21 protein-coding genes are annotated in these 16,073 nt (G+C 63.7%); 1 reads left to right on the forward strand and 20 read right to left on the reverse strand.

Features of this window, described 5'->3' with window-relative positions; genetic code table 11:
- Positions 1–70: 70 nt before the first annotated feature.
- From EX20_RS18160 to EX20_RS32555, 19 genes are all read right to left on the reverse strand, one after another.
- Positions 71–574, reverse strand: a complete 504-nt coding sequence (locus tag EX20_RS18160; protein ID WP_034194260.1) for a phage major tail tube protein — start codon at positions 572–574, stop codon at positions 71–73.
- Positions 575–584: 10 nt separating this feature from the next.
- Positions 585–1,754, reverse strand: coding sequence for a phage tail sheath subtilisin-like domain-containing protein (locus tag EX20_RS18165; RefSeq protein ID WP_034194261.1), 1,170 nt, complete (start codon positions 1,752–1,754; stop codon positions 585–587).
- A gap of 100 nt (positions 1,755–1,854) precedes the next feature.
- Positions 1,855–2,565 carry a tail fiber assembly protein gene (locus EX20_RS18170; protein WP_034194318.1) on the reverse strand — a complete coding sequence of 237 codons (711 nt, stop codon included), beginning with the start codon at positions 2,563–2,565 and terminating at the stop codon, positions 1,855–1,857.
- A 12-nt stretch (positions 2,566–2,577) separates the two neighbouring features.
- Positions 2,578–3,882, reverse strand: a complete 1,305-nt coding sequence (locus EX20_RS18175; RefSeq protein WP_034194262.1) for a phage tail protein — start codon at positions 3,880–3,882, stop codon at positions 2,578–2,580.
- Positions 3,879–4,448 carry a phage tail protein I gene (locus EX20_RS18180; protein ID WP_034194263.1) on the reverse strand — a complete coding sequence of 190 codons (570 nt, stop codon included), beginning with the start codon at positions 4,446–4,448 and terminating at the stop codon, positions 3,879–3,881. Before EX20_RS18180 ends, EX20_RS18175 begins: the two co-directional genes overlap by 4 nt.
- A complete protein-coding gene (locus EX20_RS18185; protein WP_034194264.1) occupies positions 4,438–5,331 on the reverse strand; it encodes a baseplate assembly protein in 894 nt (297 codons plus the stop codon). The genes EX20_RS18180 and EX20_RS18185 overlap by 11 nt, the downstream gene beginning before the upstream one ends.
- Entirely contained in the window at positions 5,328–5,672 is a 345-nt protein-coding gene (locus tag EX20_RS18190; RefSeq protein WP_034194265.1) for a GPW/gp25 family protein, read from the reverse strand. The genes EX20_RS18185 and EX20_RS18190 overlap by 4 nt, the downstream gene beginning before the upstream one ends.
- A complete protein-coding gene (locus EX20_RS18195) occupies positions 5,669–5,875 on the reverse strand; it encodes a hypothetical protein (protein WP_034194266.1) in 207 nt (68 codons plus the stop codon). Before EX20_RS18195 ends, EX20_RS18190 begins: the two co-directional genes overlap by 4 nt.
- Positions 5,876–5,938: 63 nt before the next feature.
- On the reverse strand, positions 5,939–6,619 hold the full coding sequence (locus EX20_RS18200; RefSeq protein WP_034194267.1) for a phage baseplate assembly protein V: 681 nt from the start codon (positions 6,617–6,619) through the stop codon (positions 5,939–5,941).
- The gene (locus EX20_RS18205) at positions 6,616–7,143 is read right to left on the reverse strand and encodes a hypothetical protein (RefSeq protein ID WP_034194268.1); all 528 of its coding nucleotides are present in this window, start codon (positions 7,141–7,143) and stop codon (positions 6,616–6,618) included. Before EX20_RS18205 ends, EX20_RS18200 begins: the two co-directional genes overlap by 4 nt.
- On the reverse strand, positions 7,136–7,663 hold the full coding sequence (locus EX20_RS18210; protein WP_034194269.1) for a phage tail protein: 528 nt from the start codon (positions 7,661–7,663) through the stop codon (positions 7,136–7,138). Before EX20_RS18210 ends, EX20_RS18205 begins: the two co-directional genes overlap by 8 nt.
- Positions 7,664–7,668: 5 nt before the next feature.
- Positions 7,669–7,959: a head-tail joining protein gene (locus EX20_RS18215; RefSeq protein WP_034194270.1), complete on the reverse strand. Its 291-nt coding sequence runs from the start codon at positions 7,957–7,959 to the stop codon at positions 7,669–7,671.
- A gap of 1 nt (position 7,960) precedes the next feature.
- Positions 7,961–8,956 (reverse strand): major capsid protein, encoded by a 996-nt coding sequence (locus EX20_RS18220; RefSeq protein WP_034194271.1) that lies wholly within the window; start codon positions 8,954–8,956, stop codon positions 7,961–7,963.
- 72 nt (positions 8,957–9,028) lie between these two features.
- On the reverse strand, positions 9,029–9,373 hold the full coding sequence (locus EX20_RS18225; protein WP_034194272.1) for a head decoration protein: 345 nt from the start codon (positions 9,371–9,373) through the stop codon (positions 9,029–9,031).
- 30 nt (positions 9,374–9,403) lie between these two features.
- Positions 9,404–10,465: a head maturation protease, ClpP-related gene (locus tag EX20_RS18230; RefSeq protein ID WP_034194273.1), complete on the reverse strand. Its 1,062-nt coding sequence runs from the start codon at positions 10,463–10,465 to the stop codon at positions 9,404–9,406.
- Positions 10,462–11,955, reverse strand: coding sequence for a phage portal protein (locus EX20_RS18235; RefSeq protein WP_034194274.1), 1,494 nt, complete (start codon positions 11,953–11,955; stop codon positions 10,462–10,464). The genes EX20_RS18230 and EX20_RS18235 overlap by 4 nt, the downstream gene beginning before the upstream one ends.
- Positions 11,952–12,158: a phage head-tail joining protein gene (locus EX20_RS18240; protein ID WP_006497114.1), complete on the reverse strand. Its 207-nt coding sequence runs from the start codon at positions 12,156–12,158 to the stop codon at positions 11,952–11,954. Before EX20_RS18240 ends, EX20_RS18235 begins: the two co-directional genes overlap by 4 nt.
- Before the next feature lie 13 nt (positions 12,159–12,171).
- The gene (locus EX20_RS18245; protein ID WP_175464267.1) at positions 12,172–14,157 is read right to left on the reverse strand and encodes a phage terminase large subunit family protein; all 1,986 of its coding nucleotides are present in this window, start codon (positions 14,155–14,157) and stop codon (positions 12,172–12,174) included.
- 1 nt (position 14,158) lies between these two features.
- Positions 14,159–14,689, reverse strand: a complete 531-nt coding sequence (locus EX20_RS32555) for a MarR family transcriptional regulator (RefSeq protein WP_175464268.1) — start codon at positions 14,687–14,689, stop codon at positions 14,159–14,161.
- A gap of 461 nt (positions 14,690–15,150) precedes the next feature.
- Between EX20_RS32555 and EX20_RS32000 the strand changes: the two genes are divergently transcribed.
- The gene (locus tag EX20_RS32000; protein ID WP_072465518.1) at positions 15,151–15,423 is read left to right on the forward strand and encodes a coiled-coil domain-containing protein; all 273 of its coding nucleotides are present in this window, start codon (positions 15,151–15,153) and stop codon (positions 15,421–15,423) included.
- Here EX20_RS32000 and EX20_RS18255 read toward each other — a convergent pair.
- Positions 15,410–15,988: a hypothetical protein gene (locus tag EX20_RS18255; protein WP_131929105.1), complete on the reverse strand. Its 579-nt coding sequence runs from the start codon at positions 15,986–15,988 to the stop codon at positions 15,410–15,412. The two genes, EX20_RS32000 and EX20_RS18255, sit on opposite strands and share 14 nt — an antisense overlap.
- Between the last annotated feature and the right edge of the window lie 85 nt (positions 15,989–16,073).

Raw genomic sequence — 16,073 nt, forward strand, 5'->3', positions numbered from 1 at the left:
GGGCGGTCAACGGACCGCCCCTCGGGTTATCGAAAAGTTACTTTGCCGGCGTTGCCACCGGCCACCGCACTTACATGCCGAGCGCCTTGCGCACATCGGCGAGCTGGTCGACACCGTCGATGATGCGGATCATATTGAGCACGTCGATCTCACAGATCACCGCGCCGTCGATCTCGGCCTTGTAGTACGTCAGCTCGGCCGTGTACTTCAGTTCCGACGTCGAACCCGGCTTCCAGCTGCCGGGATCGTATTCGGACAGCATGCCGCGCATGATGAGCGCGACCGACTTCACCTTGCCGCGCGTGTCGCGGAATGCGCCGCGAAACGTCGCGTTAAATGCGTTGTTGTCGGCCAGGCCGAAGAATTTCAGCACGTCGCGCTCGACGCTGCCCATCGAGAACGCGGCCTGCAAGCCTTCCATGCCCTGGTCGATCTTGATGGGTGCGTCCATGCCGCCTGCGCGGTAGTCCTCCGTCTTGATCTTCAGCTTCGGCGGGCTCAGTTCGGGTGCGCGGCCGGCGAAGCCGCGCCCGTCGACGTACAGCGCCATGTTGTTCAGAGTTTCCGGAACCATGCGTGACCTCTTACGATTGCGTGTCGAGAACTTCCGTCAGCCACTCGTTCGTGACCTCGAAGCGGAAGATCGGGTTTTCTGCCGGCGGAACGTCCGTGAAGCGGATGTTCCAGTACACCTTGCCCTGTTCGAGCTGCGACGCCGAATTGAGCTTCGGGTCCGGGTACACCTCGAAGTTGATCACCGCGCCCTGCATACGCAGATCGCGCATGAACGCTCGCAGCCCTTCGGTGACGTCCTTCACGTACGTCGCAGTGATACCGCGGTCGACGGCCCACTTGTGCCCGGCCTGCACCGCGTCCATTACGATGTCGAGCGTGCGCACCCGTGTCACGAACGACCACTTCGGATCCGCCGACAGCGTGCGGTTGCCCCACAGGCGATACCCACCGTCGCGGATGATCGTCGTGATGAACGAGTTATTGAGCAGGTTCGCGCGGCACGTCTCGTCGCCGTCGAGGAATTCGATCGGCCGCTTCGTGCCGCTGATCCCGACGATCTCCTTGTTCGATGGAGACGCCCAGAAGCCGATCGCCGCGTCGGTCTGGCAGAACAGACCCGCAGCGTACGCAGATGCCGGGGCGTCGACGTCCGCGTTCTTCGCCGTGTCCCAATAGCGCACGCCGGGATCGACGAGATACAGCCGCTTGCTGCCGAAGTTCTTCGCGTACGCGATGGCGTCTTCATCGGTCTTGTTCGGCCCGTCGAGGATCGCGATTGCGCGCAGCTTCGCGGCCAGCTCGTCGGCCGCCGTCGCGACCGGCTGCTTCGCGGTGTGGCCCGGCGCGATCAGCAGCCGCGGCTTCAGGTCGAACAGCGATTTGCCGTCGAGCAGCGCCTGCATGCCGGTGCGCGCACCGCCTGCCGACACGCCACCGATGATCGCGGACGTCAGCTCGGCGTCGGTCTGGTCAGCCGCGATACCTACCGCGACCATGACCGTCTTGCTCTGCTTGTAGATGCCTTGAATCGCGCGCGTGATCGGGCTGCTCTCGCCGAACGCTGCGACCGCGTCGTATTCGCTCGTGATGCGCACGGGCACGTTGGGCGCGACAAGGTCCGGACCCGGCGTGTAGGTGTCGGCGATACCGACGACCGACGTCGACGGCACGGCGATCGTGCGCGGGCCGGAGTCGACCAGCACGGTCGTTACGCCGTGGTAGAAAGAAGTGGCTGCCATTCAGGTCTCCGAGAAGGCTACAAATAGAAAGGCCGCTCAAATGAGCGGCCTGCGATGGGATGTGCGAGCGGTCGTCGCATTCTCGACTCCGCGTTCACAATCAGTCGGATGGCCCGGCGTCCGGATGTTCAATCGCGACCAGTTGCGGCGGCTGCGCAGCTGCGAGCCGCGCTGCGGCCTCCGCCTCCAACTGCGTCTTCGCGGCTGCGGCTTCTGCCTCGGCCTGCGCAATGACCTGCGCCTCATCGGGTTCATCGGGCCAAACGACGCCCTCGGGGAACGTCGGTGAATCGACAAGCCGAACCAACGCCATTTGATACGCCGCCCACGCCTTGAAGACAGCTTGCTCAGCCAGCGTCATCATGCCGGCGGCAAACGCATCGGCCTTGCCGAAGTTCTTCTGCACGGCAACGGAGCGTCTCGCCTCGAAGTCCGCCATCGCCGCATCGCGAGCGCGCTGCGCAACGATAGACGGATCGACCTCCCACGATTTTGTCGAGTCGCTCCAGACATGCTCGTCAGAGGGTCGGGGTGTATCGGTCAAACCGGCATCGTCGGGCGTAATGCCGATCACCAGGATCTCTGCGACTTCGCCATTGCCTTTCCGGTAGAGGCGCAGCGTTCGATAGTCCGGCACCAGCGACCACGCGCCATCGCGAAAAACCGGCCACGTCAGGCGCGGGCGATCGGGCAGCGCCACCGAAGTAGCAAATGCCGGTTCCAACCAGCGCTCCGGATTAAGCGGATCAGGATCGGCCAGAAAGCTATGCAGGTATTGCCCCGTCTGGCCGTCGTATTGATGTAAAAGCATGTCGAACTCCATTCAATAAGCGCGAATCATCGCCAGCAATGCAATATTGCGCGGGCGCGCCTCGTTTCCGCCATCACCGTTGACCGTGATGGCGTGGATGTGATCGCCCACCACAGCGACTCCAACGTTGTGAGCGTGGTTGCCTGCGCCATCGGTATCAAATACGTGTGTATGGTCGCCGACCACGTCTGTCCAAGGCTGCACGGGGGAGTCGATTGAAAACGTACTGCCGACACCGCCTCGGTCCGTGTCACCGGTCCACTCGGGGGTTCGATAGTTGAGCGGATGACTATGTGCGCCCGCGCCGGCCGTCGCTCCGTGGTGACCGTGCCACCCCTGCGTATCGGTCCACGCGGAATGGCCATGGGCGCCGGCTCCCGCTACGGATGCGCCATGTGCGTGATAAGCGTTCTGCCCGCCCTGCCACGTTCCGATCGTCCGAGATACGTCAGCACCCCGTCCGTCGTCCCAGCAACGCAGAAACTCCCCACGCAGTTCCGGCAAACGAAACGTCGTTGCGCCGTCACCCTGCGAAAAACAGCCATTGCTGCCCGCACCCCATGCCGCGTCGGTGACAAGCGCTCCGCTCGCCTGAGCGTAAGCCCATAGCTTCGGGTAGTCAGCCCGCTTGAGCAGCGCACCGTTGCACTTCAGGTAGCCTGCCCGTGCCTGCGTGCGCGGTTCGAAGACGATCTGCCCAATCACCGCGCTATCGAAAACGAAGTTTCCAAGGTCCGTTGCATCGACCATGCACTTCAGCCCGGACCCATCGAGATTCCAGCCGACCTTGACCTTGTTGGCACCTTGGTTCGTACCGCCACCTTGCTGGACCGGCGTAAATCCAAGTGCGGGCTGGTAGTTCTGCCCCCTCACCCATTCGGCGTTGACCGCGGCAACGCCGCTTTCGCCGACGGCCGGTGTCGGCACCGTCGGTACGCCCTTAAACGCGGGAGAATCCAGCCCTGCTTTGGACGCAAGTGCTGTCGTGAGAGTCGTGGCGAAATTCGGATCGTTGCCGAGCGCCTTCGCGAGCTTGCTGAGCGTGTCGAGCGACTGCGGAGCTTGCGCAACCAGAGCAGCGACCGTCTCTGCGAGGTCCCCGTGCGTCGCATATTGCGGATGCGGATCAGCCGCCTCAACGTGCTGCTCAAAGTTGCTTTGACCCGCCTCGATCGCCTTTTTCAGATAGCGCGTTCGATTCGCAAGTTGCTTTGCCTGTACGTTATCGATACCGTCCGGGCCACCCATTACAGGGTCGGACGTTTCGAGCTGATAGATCCCGTCCTCCCATTGCTCGATCTCGACCAGATCACTCATGTTGCGATACTCCCTCTAGTGTATTGCCCGTCCCGAGTTGCCACGCCGTTGTGCCGAATCGCAACAGCCGTGTAATCGAGTGCCGTGAGCTTGCTACGGGCTGGCGCATAACGCTCAATTGCCTGCCACAACTTCTCCGCCTGATCGCGGGTCACCGGCCGCCCCAACTTCACGATGTACTCAGCCCACGCACCCGCCTTACCGCGATACTGTTCCCCGTTACGGACGATCGCCCCATCGCGACGCCCGCCACTGCGACCCTCAACGATCGTTACCTCGCCGAACCCGAGACGCCGAATCACCTCGCGCACCGCCCATGGCGTGCCCTTCTTTCGGTGCAACGCTAATGAGCCTTTCACCAGCGTTCGCCGGGCATCTTCCGATTCCGCGAGCTCCCAGCCATCGACTGCCAGCGCCCACGCGAGCCACGGTAGCCACGCTGCAGGACAGCGGTCAGCGTCCCACAGCGTGCGCAGCACTTCCGGATCGACGGTCGGACGCATCACACGTGCGAGCGCCGCCTCGAGCGGCGTCTGATTGGACGGGAGAAGCGGCTCATGCGTCATCGACCTTCACCTCCAGATTTATGGCCGTGCAATGCGCGAACTCTCGCCGGCCACACAAAACATCGACCGCAGGTGAACGCAGCTCGATGCGAGTAACGCCACTGTCCGGCGCATGCAGGGCGCCGTCGATCGCAGTCCGTGGCATCCCGCCACGAAGCCGTCGTGACTTGGCCACCACGCTGTCGAGCGCCTTACGCCGCGCGTCGAGCACGATGTTCGGGTCCGGCCCGCTACCGACGTAGATCACGGCGTCGATCCCGTACTCGATCTTGGCCGCTCGCTCGACAAGAACGGTATCGTTGAGCGGGCGGACCGTCTCAGGTGAAACCTTCGCGCGCACCAGATCAAGCAATGTCTGATCCGGTACACCATCACCACGTGCGGACATGATCGTGAGCCTTACGGTGCCGGCTTCAGGCCGATCAACAGCGACATCAAGGACGTCGGCCGACGCATCCATCGCAAACGCGCGGTATGCCGCGAATGGCCCGGCGACGGTCGCGCGCTCCATCGACATCTGCGTGCGCAACTTCAGCCGGTCGTCCGATTCCATGCGCCGCTCGACTGGAGGATTCGCGTCCGGATCGCCGGGGTCGACCACCGCTCGCTCCGTATCCAGCAGCACCGCTAGATGCTCCAGGTCGGCTCCCGTCGAAAACGCAAGCATCACGGCGCGGGCTGCGTCGTTCAGTCGCGACGCAGCGCGAATTTCGTCGTATGCCGCGAGTTCGATCAACTTGACGACCGGATCGGACTTCAGCGCCGCCGTCCAGTCGGAATAGATCGATTTGAAATACTCCAGCTTCATCTGGAACGCCGCCTCGAAGTCGAGCACCTCGACAAGATCAGGCGGGTCCAGCGAAGCGAGATCGATGATCGTCATGTTGGTACCTCGATTTCGAAGGCCGTACCGTCGTACTCACCACGAATCGCGAACGTCGGTTTGCCGTCGATCACTGACAGCACCTTGACCTGAGCGAGCTTGATTCGCGGCTCCCATCGCCCGATCGCGCGTGCGGCTTCGGCCTGCGCCGCTGATATCCATCCGCGCGTAATCGGAAGATCGACCATCAACGGGATGTCCGAACCGTAGTCAGGCAGCTCTCGCCGAGTACCCTTGCGCGTGCTGAGGATGTCACCGAGACTCTGCTTCAGGTGCGCGACGCCGCTGATCGGCGCTCCCGTCCATCGGTCCATGCCGACAAGCGCACCAGACCGACTCATCCGCGCTCCTCGAGCCGCTTGAAGTCCGGATGCGCGTCGAGGTATTCGATCTGCGCTTCCGTTCTTGCGATCGCTTCGCCCGAAAGAACGTGCACGACATCGCCGCTCGGGAACACGATCACGCGACTACGGAACCGCGTATCGAGAAATCGCGCGACGGACGGAGCGGCCCGAGTAACGGCCTGCGGAGTGTCTTTTGCCATGGTGACTCCCTCAAAAACAAAACCCCGCCGAAGCGGGGCAAAGCAACTTTGCGAATGTGTGCGTTACAGCGGCGGCGACACGGGCGCACCGTCACCCTCTTCCATGTGTGAATGCTTGAGGAACGACTTACCGCCGATCTCGACGTCGTCCGTGTAACGCGCTCCGCCCTCAACCTGGACGGCAGGGCCACCGTCACCGCCGCCCTTGCCCTGCATCCCGCCGTTGAACGTCAACAGTTTCTCGGTCGTCGTGTTGCCCGTGAATGTCGAATCGGGAACGTCGCCAAGCAATCGCTGCGTGCGCAACGTCACGCCATCGGCGCGCAGTTCCAGCTCCGTTGCGCCGATACGGAACACAATGCGCCCGCCTGCCGGCACGTCGACGCGGTACTCGTGCTTCTCGTGGTCATAGACCTCCGATGCCCCATCCGGGTAGTCCCACGCAGTCTCGTTCGGATTGGATCGCGCCGAGCCACCATGCTGATCCGAGTAATACCCCGGAGCCGCGTACGCGCCGGCCAGATCACCGGACGGCGCGAACATCGACGCCTGCTCGCCGACAGACGGCGGACGCCAAAAACGAACCACGCCCGCTGCGGCGGTCTTCCACGGCATCCAGTCGCTGACCCAATCGCCGATCCGCACGCGACACTGCGGCGGCTGATAGGAGACGGTCTCGACCGTCCCGTGCTGCACCATGCACGCCATGCGGCGATCGATCTCGCCCAACTCGTAGTCGCTCATGGTTCGCCGCCTCCCGCGTCCGCCGGATCCCAATACTGACCTTCATTGCCAAGGCCGGTGCCCGGATCAACGCCCCACACGACCGAACGACCGTCCGGGATCTCGTCCAGCTCCATGCCCATGCCGAATTCGTGCGTCCATTCGACGAGCCAGACGCAGTACGTATCGAGCTGCGGCCGGAATGGATCCTCCGCTACCTGTACGACCTTGCCCGGCGTGATCGGCAGCTCCCACGTGTTCCCATGCACCACCATCGCGACACGTGCGGCAACCTCGCGCACGGCCAGCTCGGCCCCTTCGTCGATCGGATCGAACACGACACGGGCCTGCATACGCGCGATCAGCGCCACATCGCCCGTGCCATCGTCGTGACCGGGTTCGAACTCATTCAGCTCGATCGCGATCAATGGCGTTTCGATTTTCTGACCGAGACGCGGGTATGCCTCGATGCGCTTGATCGTCGGCAGCTTCACGCGCATGTCGCGCTCAATCGCTTCATGTAGCGCTTTCAGGTTCTCAAGCACGGCGCATCACCTTCTGCAGTTCGTAGTTCACTTCCTGACGGAGAATCACCATCAGCCGAGCCTCGCACGCCTTGGCTGCACGTCGAAACGCTGGATCGCCTGATTGTTGCCATGCCACCGTCACCATCCGGTAAGGCATCCGCTCCTTGCCAACACGCTCGTAGATCGGTCCGTCGGGCTTTCGCTTCGACTGTCGCCACGCGCCCTCGAACGACTGGCGACCGACTCGCATCCCCTTGCGCGTCCTCGTCGCATTGCCAAGGCGATGCGCCTCGAGCGGGTTCAGGCCGAGCCACACCTTGCCGGTGTCAGCCGAGCGAAGAAAGAAGTAGAGGCGGCGACGGATGACCTTCTGCGGGATCTTCGTCGCGGCCCCGACCTCTTTCGCTGTCTGGCTCTTGATCCACCCTGCCGTCTTGCGCAACGTCCGTCGCCACGCTGCCTGCATCGCAGACGGCGACAACCCTTGCAACACGGCCGTCGCCTCCTTGATGTCGATTTCGATCTTCAGATCGTCCATAGCACCTACTGGAGAATGAGGACGGTCCAGCCAGTGCCGTCCGGATGCGCTTCGAGCACGCGGTAACGCTCCCCGCTCGCGATCAGGATGCTGCCCTGCCGAACTGCAGCAGCGTCGCGGTCGCGCAGATGGAACACCGGCGCGACGAGCTGTGTGCGCTGGCCGCCGAGATCCGGCCCGAGCCAGGGAGACGCGAACATCCCTTCGACGGATCGGCCGTCGATCGTGATATCCGCGTCTCCCAGGTCGCGCAGCACGGCTGCGTCGACGTCCGAGATCAGATCCCGGAACGCCACGTCACGCCTTCAGCTTGATGAGTGCCTTCGGGCGCGTGCACAGATGGATCGGGTTCGATTGCGCCTCGATCTCGACGCCCTTGCCGAAGTCCATCAGCTCTTGCTTCGCGTAGTACGGCAGGCCGGTCGTGTTGACCGCTTCGACGTAGTCGGCCGGCGCAAAGCGCGTGATGAACAGCTCGGCCACGCCCTCCGGCACGGCGTGCGCTTCGTCGTCCGCCACATAGCCGACGTCACCGACGCGCCCGCGATACCGTTCGAACGTGCAGCCGCCGAAGTCGAACGCGTCGCGCGCATCGCCGCGCAGCTGCGCGGCCATCACCGACGCGAGGTACGTTTCCTTCACCGACTTCGCGACGATCAGCTTGTTCCAGAACTCGCGCCCGCACAGCACGCGCACGCCCGTGTACGTCATCGCGCCGAGCGCGTCTTCGATCGCATCCTGCACCTCGACGCACTTCTGGCGAATCTCGGTCGTCGCGGTCGACAGCTCGAACGGAATCACCGTCTGCTCGATGCCGAAGTATTTGAGCAGGTCGATCAGGACCGTCTTTCCGTCCGCATCGAGCACCGCGCCCTTGATTGCGCCGATGCGGTGGAACTCGTGCGTCGCATCGAGTTGTCGGCGCATCTTCGCGAGCCGGCGATTCACGACCGTCTGCATCGCTTCCAGCTCCGTTTCGGAACCGAAGGCACGCAGGTTCGCGATTTCGTCGGCCATGATCACTGCGCGCTGCGGCAGGTGCACCGTATTGAACGGGATCATGCTGCGCTTGCTGCCCGCGACAACGGCGGCCGGTGCACCGCGCTGGCCTGCCGCGACGAGCGACAGCGTGTCTCCGTCGCGCTCGATCTGCACCGTCGTCGTCGTGATCCCGTCTTCTTCGAACAGGCCGAGCGTACCGATGCGGCCCGGCACATACGGCTGCTCGTTGATCGCAGCACTGAGGGACGACAGCGAGAACACGTCGTCTTGAAACAGGGCGATGTCCGCCATACAACCTCCAACATGAAATGGATACAAAAAAGGCCACGCGTGCTGCGTGGCCTTGAATCGCGCCGACTATGGTCAGCGGACGATCACGTGGCGCTCGGCGAGATCACCGCGGCCGGTAACGTCCAGTCCCGTCAAGAGCGCACCGGCCACCTCGGCGAGCCGCACGATGCCGGTTGCCGGACGCGGCGCATCCGACGCCGGCAGCGCCGCATAGAGCACCCCGGCGGCGACTTCGGAACCGTCGTTAGCCGCGTTGTCGTACGGCGCGTACTCGCCGGTACTCGTCAGGCCGAGGACCTGCCCGGCCGGCAGCGCCGCTCCGGCTTTGACGACGATGCGATCGCGCGAGATCTGCCCTTCGCCCTCCGACACCAGAAATTCGGCCGTCAACACCCCTTGTTGCTTCACGTTCGACATGAGTTTTCCCCTCCTCGGGATACGTCAAAGTTACTTTCCGCTCTTGCGAGCCGCGTAGATGGACGCCGCGCGCGGCGCATTCGCGACCACGGGCGCGTCTTGCTGCGCGGCCGGGACAGAGCGATGGTTGATCGGCTTCTGCGACGCCGTTACGCGCTCGAACAGCCGCGCGCGAACCTGATCGGGCGTCAGGCCATCCGCGACAAAGCCGGCCGTCAGCTCGGTCAGGCTCGCGGCCAGACAGATGCCGGCAATGTCCTGTGCGCTTCGGATCGCAGCGTCGACAGTCGCGCGGTCACGCAGCCCCGTCGCCAGCACAATGCCTTCCGCGCAGTGCTCGATCTTCGCGTCACGGCACGCCGCGTACACGTGCGACGCCAGCGCCGCAACATCCGGCCCGGCTTGCGGTGCGGCCTGCGGCTGCGGTGCGGGAACGGGCGGCGGCTCGACGTCGTCGGTGAGCATCGCGCGGATCGGATCCGGCACGGCCGAGAAACGCGCCACGTGTCGCGCCGCGCCCGCGTACGCGGCGATACGGATCGGCTCGGCGATCGTGTCGCAGAATCCTTGCTCCTGCGCCTGACCTGCGGTGAGCCAGGTCTCTGCGTCCATGATGGCCCGGACCTCGTCGCTCGATCGACCGCTACGTTCCACATAAGCCGCGAGCATGTTGTCCGACGTGCTGTCGAGCAGGTCTGCGAGCTTGCGAAGGTCGGTCGCCTCACCGGCCGCGACCGTATGCGGGTTGTGGATCATCAGCATCGCATTCGACGGCATCACGATTTCGTCGCACGCCATCAAAATCAGCGACGCAGCCGACGCTGCAACGCCATCGACGCGGCCGGTCACCTTGCCGGCATGCCGCCGCAACGCGTTGTAGATCGTGAACGCATCGAACACGTCGCCACCCATCGAATTGATGGCAACGACGATCGACGTCGCCGTCGCGGCGACCTCATCGAGCGTCGCTGCGAACAGTTCCCCGTCCGTGCCCCAAAAGCCGATGTCGCCGTAGATCCGGATCTCGGCGACCTGCTCGCCGGCCGCGTTCGCCTGTGCGCGGATGTCCCACCAGCGCTTCTTCCCCTTCATTCGCCCTCCCCATTTGAAAGATCGCCCACACCGTCGAACGGTTCGAGCGTGTCATACCGAATGCCAAGCCGGCGCTCGCGCGCAAGGTCGGCCGCGTTCTCGTTGTCGACCTGCTCCGGATCGTCGCCGCGCGACAGCACGGCACCGGTCCGGCTCGCCAGCCCGGAGCGAATCTCCATTCGCTTCGCCGTGACGTCCTGCACCGGGTGGATATACGGCCAGCCCTGCGGCACCCAACGCACTCGCAGATAGTCGCGACGGCGTCGGTAGTAGTCCGCCATCGGCATCGCGCCCGACAGTGCGCAGGCATCGACCCACCAGCGCCACACTTTTCGGCAAAACTGGTGAATGAACACGTTCCACTGGATCTGCTCGATCGACCGCCGAAACTCGTTCAGGATCACCCGCAGCACGCGATCGCTCACGTCGCGCAGATCGCCCGTCATGACTTCGTATGGCATGCCGACCGAAGCCGCAGCCGCCATCAGTTGCTGACGCATGAACGGCCCGTAGTCGGTGCCCGCGCCCGGCGGCTCGGCGAACTTGACGTCCTCGCCCGGTGCCAGTTCCTGCATGCTCCCCGGTTCCAGCGAAACGACCGGCGAGAACCCGTCTACGTCATACTGCATTTCCCCGCCCGTGACGGGATCTCCCGGTAAGCCCGGCTCGCTCGGCGGCTTCGTGATAAACCCGGCGAAGAGGTTGCTGACCTCCTGCCTGAACAGCACCGCGTCGTCGAAGTTGTCCAGCGACTTGAGCCGAAGCAGCACGGTCGACAGCTCCGGGACTCCGCGCACCTGGCCGGGCCGAAGCGCGAGGAAAACGTGCGCGATTTCGTCAGCCGGAACGCGCACGGTCTGCATGTTGCCCGCTGACGCACGCCCGTACTCGCCGGGATGACGCTGCAGCAGGTGGTACGCAACGCGTCGACCGTCCGCATTGAACTCGACGCCGTTGACGATCTCGCCCCCGCCCGCCACCACCTCGTTCTTCTCCATAGGCAGCAGATCTCCTTCGAGAAGCCGGATCTGCATGGGAACCGCCAAGCCTTCGCTCGGACTTCGGAACTGGCGACGAACCAGTACCTCGCCGTCACTGAAGAACGCCCGCGCGGCAAGCGTCTGCACGCCCGCCATGTCGAACACATCGTCCGCGTCGATCTCCTCGCAGCTATCCTCCCAAAGTTGCTTTTGCATCTTGCGGACTGCGTCGTTCGGATGCTGCGGGTGCGCTTGGATGCCGTTCCCGATCGTGTTCGATACGAGCCGTGCAATCGCCGTTTTCGCCCACGGATCGTTGCGGATCGCGTCGCGAGCGCGCGAGCGCAGCAACGGCAGGTTTTGCGCCGCCGCTGCATTTGGTCCCGCGCTCGACGCACGCCACGACTTCGCCCGTGCGCCCGTCGTACTCGCTGACTCATATGCCGCTGCCTTCAGCCGCGTCGGCACCACGAATCCGCGCCGCGCGAGTGACGGAAAGCCGCGCTTCATCGCACCCCCTTGCCGGCGTGGCGAATCCGGACGATCGACGAACGCCCGGCCGCGCCGTTCAGGTCGCGAATGATCTCGGTGCGTGCCTCGCGCAGCTCGCCGATCGAGCGATATTTCACGCGCCGGTCGGCATACTGGACTTCCAGCTCACCCTTCGCGATTGCAGACTGGATGTTCTGCAGATCCTGTTTTGTGTATGCCATGCCATTCCCTCGTTTAGCGCCGCTTCAGGTACGTCGAGCGACCAACACGACGCCCCTGAATGCGCGAAACCCCGCTCGGGGGCGGGGTTTCGGTGGGTTTTGCTACCTGCGGCAACGGCCGCGGCGTCTCGATAATCTCGGTCACGTCCGGCGGATCAGGCGGCACCTCGGCCGGCAGTGCCGCCGGCAACGCCTCCAGCACCGGAACCGCATCGAACAGGGAGACCTGCGATGCTCGATGCTGCTCGACCTGCCAGTGCGCCTCGGTCATCAGATGCACCTTCACACTGCGGGCCGCGTGCAACGCATACCCTTCGCAATCCAGCGCTTCGTTTCTCGGGCTGATCTTCTTCCACACGCGCTTACCGCCACGTGGCCCCGGCACCTTGACCTCAGCTGTGAGCTGCGACAGGTAGTCGCTGCGCACGCCGCTATACCAGTGCATCCGGCCCGGCCCGTCGCCTTCGAGCTTCAGTCGGTTGTCGAGGATCAGATCCTTCGCGCGGCTGACGCCGACCATGTACGGGCGCAGCCCATACTTGGCCGCCTTGCTGTTGTTGCGCGTCGAGTCGATCGACGCCTTCGGCACGCTGAAGATCTCCGCGTCGACGTTGCTGCTGCCCTTGACGGCCATAACGTTGTAACCGGCGTGCTGCGCAGCGCGCACATACTTGTAAACCGCATCCGACGTCGCACCGTCCGATGAGTCGATCGACGTTGCACGGACACGCAGCAACCAGCCGCTCTCATGCCGGTATGCGTGCGACAACAGCATCGTCAACGCGCCCCATACGCCGCCTGTCATCGGGTCTTGCTGCTGCTCCGTCACGTTGCCGTAGATCTCGCCCCATGAGACGAGCCAGCTTTCCTCGCCGCGCCCCCATGCACGCAGGACGATCGCGAGCCGGTCGTGCTGCACGTCGACGCCGAGCGTCAACACCAGACCGCCGAGCGGGACCGTCAGCTCCGCGTATGGCAGCGCACGTTGTGCGAGCACGTCCAGCTCGGGCAGATCGGTCTTGTACTTGTACGCCCGGCCCTGCGAGTTGTTCACGAACGAACGCATCTTCGTATCGTCGCCCTCGCGCAGCGCCTTGTCGGCGGTCAGCCACTTCTTGACCAGCTCGGCCATGTTCGAGCCGGGAAACGGCGACACCAGCTCGTTGATGCGGAAGCCGGCAACGCCGTGAAACGGTGCCGTCGCTACCCACCGCCCGCGATGGACAGCGCGAATACGCGTCGCGTCGTCCCACAACGAGCCGCAATGCGGGCAGGTGTACCGGGCCGTCTCCGGTTGTGCGCGGCCGTAGACCTCATGCACGACTTCGGCGCCCTCGCTCCACGTGACGTTTTCCCATGCCAGCTCATGCTCCTCGTCACAATCAGGGCACGGCACCAGGTACACGCGCTGATCCGATGCCGCGTAGGCCTGCTGGATGCGCGACAGGCCGTCGATGGTCGGCGTGCCGCCCAAAATCATCTTGCGTCGCCGGGCCGAATAGCTCTTGTTCCGTTCCTCCAGCAGCGTGATCGAATCGCCCTGCTCGCGCACGTTCGTGTTCGCGTCGTCCGGCTCCTCGACCGCAACGACCGGGGCCGGCGTCGACTTCACTTCGTCCGGCGCGTTCGACGTGATGAACTTCAGGAAGCCGCGCGCGAACGTCTTGTGATCCCACAGGTTGTTTTTGTCGCGGGCCGCGTGAACCGGCAATCTTGCCGACAGGCGAGGCGTCACCTCGACCATCGGCTCGAACTTCTCCAGGTTGAACTTCTTCGCCGTCTTCTCCTTCGGGAACATGACGATCATCGGGCACGGGTCAACGTCGATTCGCTTGCCGATGTAGTTCAGCAGCACGCCATCGGTCCACGCGACCTGTGCCGACTTCATGCACACGACCTTCTGCACGGTTGGATCGTCCAGCGCTTCGTGCATGCCGAACACCCACGGCGTGATGTTCGGGTTATACCGGCCGGGACTGGCCGATCCCTTCGCGCTCAACCTACGATGTTTGCGCGACCAATCCGTCGTCCCAATCCGCTCCGGCGGACGCAGCATCTTCGCGATCCGGCGAATCACCGCGTGGACTGTCTGGGTCGTATTCAGAAAGCTGCTCAAGGCATCCATATATGTGCTCGTTCAACCATTCGACGTCCACCTCGACGCCGTATAGCGTGCGCAGCTCCTGCACCAGCTTGTCGGACAGCGACAGCAGCTCCGTTTGAAATGCGCCGACCATCAGGCCGTACGCTTGTTCGAGCTGCGCCGCATTGACGAGCTGCCCCTTCTTCTCCGCCAGCGTCAGCAGCTTGATCTCGCGATCGACGATCTCGGTCTTCGCCCGTTCGGCGACGAGATCGATGCCTGTACCACTGGACCGGCCGGCTGCGATCTCGCGCAAATGCCGGATGTACGCGATGCGGATCTCGTCGATCGACGCCACGCGGTAATCGAGCTGGACCTTGTCGACGAACCGCGAAACGGCCGACTGGTCAAGGTCGAGATGGTCAGCGATCTGCTGCTGAGTCGGCATGAATATGACCCCCTATGGAGACTCGCCAGTAGAGAAAAAACGCGGGTGCGAGCCCCCGCGTGTGGCGATGCCCAGAGGGTCCCCGCCTGCTCAAAAAGTAGGCAGCCCCGCACCGATCGCGACATCGGCGGTCACGCCGTCGCCCGCACGGTCCATCGCCCACACGACACGGTCCATCGCGTCGTCAAACACGAAGCACCGCGCGGTAACGCGCCCCATGCTTCGATCTTCATCCCACGTCGACCAGACCTCGCTCGGCCCGGCGCTCGTCGACTCGATTCGCATTTCAGCGCCCCAATACAAAAAGCCCTGAGGGCTTTCGCACTCAGGGCTTCAGAATTCATTTAGTAAGGGCAAGCGCCCTTCCAATAGGCTCAACAACCCATGTCGGCGACGCACGCGTGCGTCAAGCGAGCCGTGAGACAATCGCGCGACCTCAAACCGCTCGATACGGAGACCCGATGGGACTGCTCGAAGATGTCATGAAAACACTTGAACGCGTGCCGGGATGGAAGCGAATTGCTGCGGCCCCGAGCGAGATCGATGCACTCAAGGCACGAGTCGCGGCGCTCGAAGCAAAGCTTGCCCCCGGCGGTCAAGTCTGCCCGCTATGCAACAATGCGACATTCAAGGTCACATCGTCCGCACCCGACCCGACCTTCGGCGTGCTCGGGGCAAAGCTGGACGTGTTGCAATGCTCGTCTTGCGGCCATCAGGAAACTAGACAGCGGTAACCGCGCTCGCCCCGACCCGCGACAGCAGGTCTACCATAGCCTTGCCATCCACATTGTCGCCATCCACCCCCACGACAATGTGGATGCCATCGTCGTGCTTCGCCACCCGCACGACGCCTTTGATCAGACCTACGGTAGCAGCGACCTTCGATCCAACCGCCACACGCAGCTCATTCTCGCGATGCAGGTCGTCGATCAAATCCGCTGCGCTGGTACCGCTCGCGGTGAGATCATCGTCGACGCAGTAGAGCTTGCGGGCGAGGTCGGCGTCTTCCGCATTGACGACCAAACCTTCCGAGCGCAACCACGATTCGAACCGGCAGTATCCACGCCCCTCGCCGTAAAACCTCCCGTCACGCTCCACAACCAATCCCATCGGCCACTCGCCCAATAACACCGGGCGCGCGACGAATCGCGGTCTCGTCTTGTCGATCGGCCAATCATCCTGCTCCATGTGCCACGCAACCACTTCGCCGCAATAGTACGCGACGCGCCTGTCGTCGATCTCCATGACTCCCCAGGCGAGACATCCCGGCTGCGCCGGAACAAATCGTTCATTGCTCATCGGATACCTCGACGGGCATGCATGCCCCAAAAGCAAAAGCCCCGAGGGCTTTCGCACTCAGGGCTTCGATATTCATTTCGTAAGG

This window comes from Burkholderia sp. WP42, assembly GCF_000745665.1.
GTDB lineage: Bacteria > Pseudomonadota > Gammaproteobacteria > Burkholderiales > Burkholderiaceae > Burkholderia > Burkholderia vietnamiensis.

What these genes read in the sequence shown, in the direction of transcription:
- EX20_RS18220 (WP_034194271.1), bottom strand. Translation starts at nt 8,956, where the DNA reads ATGGCGGACATCGCCCTGTTTCAAGACGACGTGTTCTCGCTGTCGTCC.
- EX20_RS18255 (WP_131929105.1), bottom strand. Translation starts at nt 15,988, where the DNA reads ATGAGCAATGAACGATTTGTTCCGGCGCAGCCGGGATGTCTCGCCTGG.
- EX20_RS18235 (WP_034194274.1), bottom strand. Translation starts at nt 11,955, where the DNA reads ATGAAGCGCGGCTTTCCGTCACTCGCGCGGCGCGGATTCGTGGTGCCG.
- EX20_RS32000 (WP_072465518.1), top strand. Translation starts at nt 15,151, where the DNA reads ATGGGACTGCTCGAAGATGTCATGAAAACACTTGAACGCGTGCCGGGA.
- EX20_RS18165 (WP_034194261.1), bottom strand. Translation starts at nt 1,754, where the DNA reads ATGGCAGCCACTTCTTTCTACCACGGCGTAACGACCGTGCTGGTCGAC.
- EX20_RS18200 (WP_034194267.1), bottom strand. Translation starts at nt 6,619, where the DNA reads ATGAGCGACTACGAGTTGGGCGAGATCGATCGCCGCATGGCGTGCATG.
- EX20_RS18175 (WP_034194262.1), bottom strand. Translation starts at nt 3,882, where the DNA reads ATGAGTGATCTGGTCGAGATCGAGCAATGGGAGGACGGGATCTATCAG.
- EX20_RS18195 (WP_034194266.1), bottom strand. Translation starts at nt 5,875, where the DNA reads ATGGCAAAAGACACTCCGCAGGCCGTTACTCGGGCCGCTCCGTCCGTC.
- EX20_RS18240 (WP_006497114.1), bottom strand. Translation starts at nt 12,158, where the DNA reads ATGGCATACACAAAACAGGATCTGCAGAACATCCAGTCTGCAATCGCG.
- EX20_RS18230 (WP_034194273.1), bottom strand. Translation starts at nt 10,465, where the DNA reads ATGAAGGGGAAGAAGCGCTGGTGGGACATCCGCGCACAGGCGAACGCG.
- EX20_RS18170 (WP_034194318.1), bottom strand. Translation starts at nt 2,565, where the DNA reads ATGCTTTTACATCAATACGACGGCCAGACGGGGCAATACCTGCATAGC.
- EX20_RS18180 (WP_034194263.1), bottom strand. Translation starts at nt 4,448, where the DNA reads ATGACGCATGAGCCGCTTCTCCCGTCCAATCAGACGCCGCTCGAGGCG.
- EX20_RS18185 (WP_034194264.1), bottom strand. Translation starts at nt 5,331, where the DNA reads ATGACGATCATCGATCTCGCTTCGCTGGACCCGCCTGATCTTGTCGAG.
- EX20_RS18160 (WP_034194260.1), bottom strand. Translation starts at nt 574, where the DNA reads ATGGTTCCGGAAACTCTGAACAACATGGCGCTGTACGTCGACGGGCGC.
- EX20_RS32555 (WP_175464268.1), bottom strand. Translation starts at nt 14,689, where the DNA reads ATGCCGACTCAGCAGCAGATCGCTGACCATCTCGACCTTGACCAGTCG.
- EX20_RS18225 (WP_034194272.1), bottom strand. Translation starts at nt 9,373, where the DNA reads ATGTCGAACGTGAAGCAACAAGGGGTGTTGACGGCCGAATTTCTGGTG.
- EX20_RS18210 (WP_034194269.1), bottom strand. Translation starts at nt 7,663, where the DNA reads ATGGACGATCTGAAGATCGAAATCGACATCAAGGAGGCGACGGCCGTG.
- EX20_RS18190 (WP_034194265.1), bottom strand. Translation starts at nt 5,672, where the DNA reads ATGAGTCGGTCTGGTGCGCTTGTCGGCATGGACCGATGGACGGGAGCG.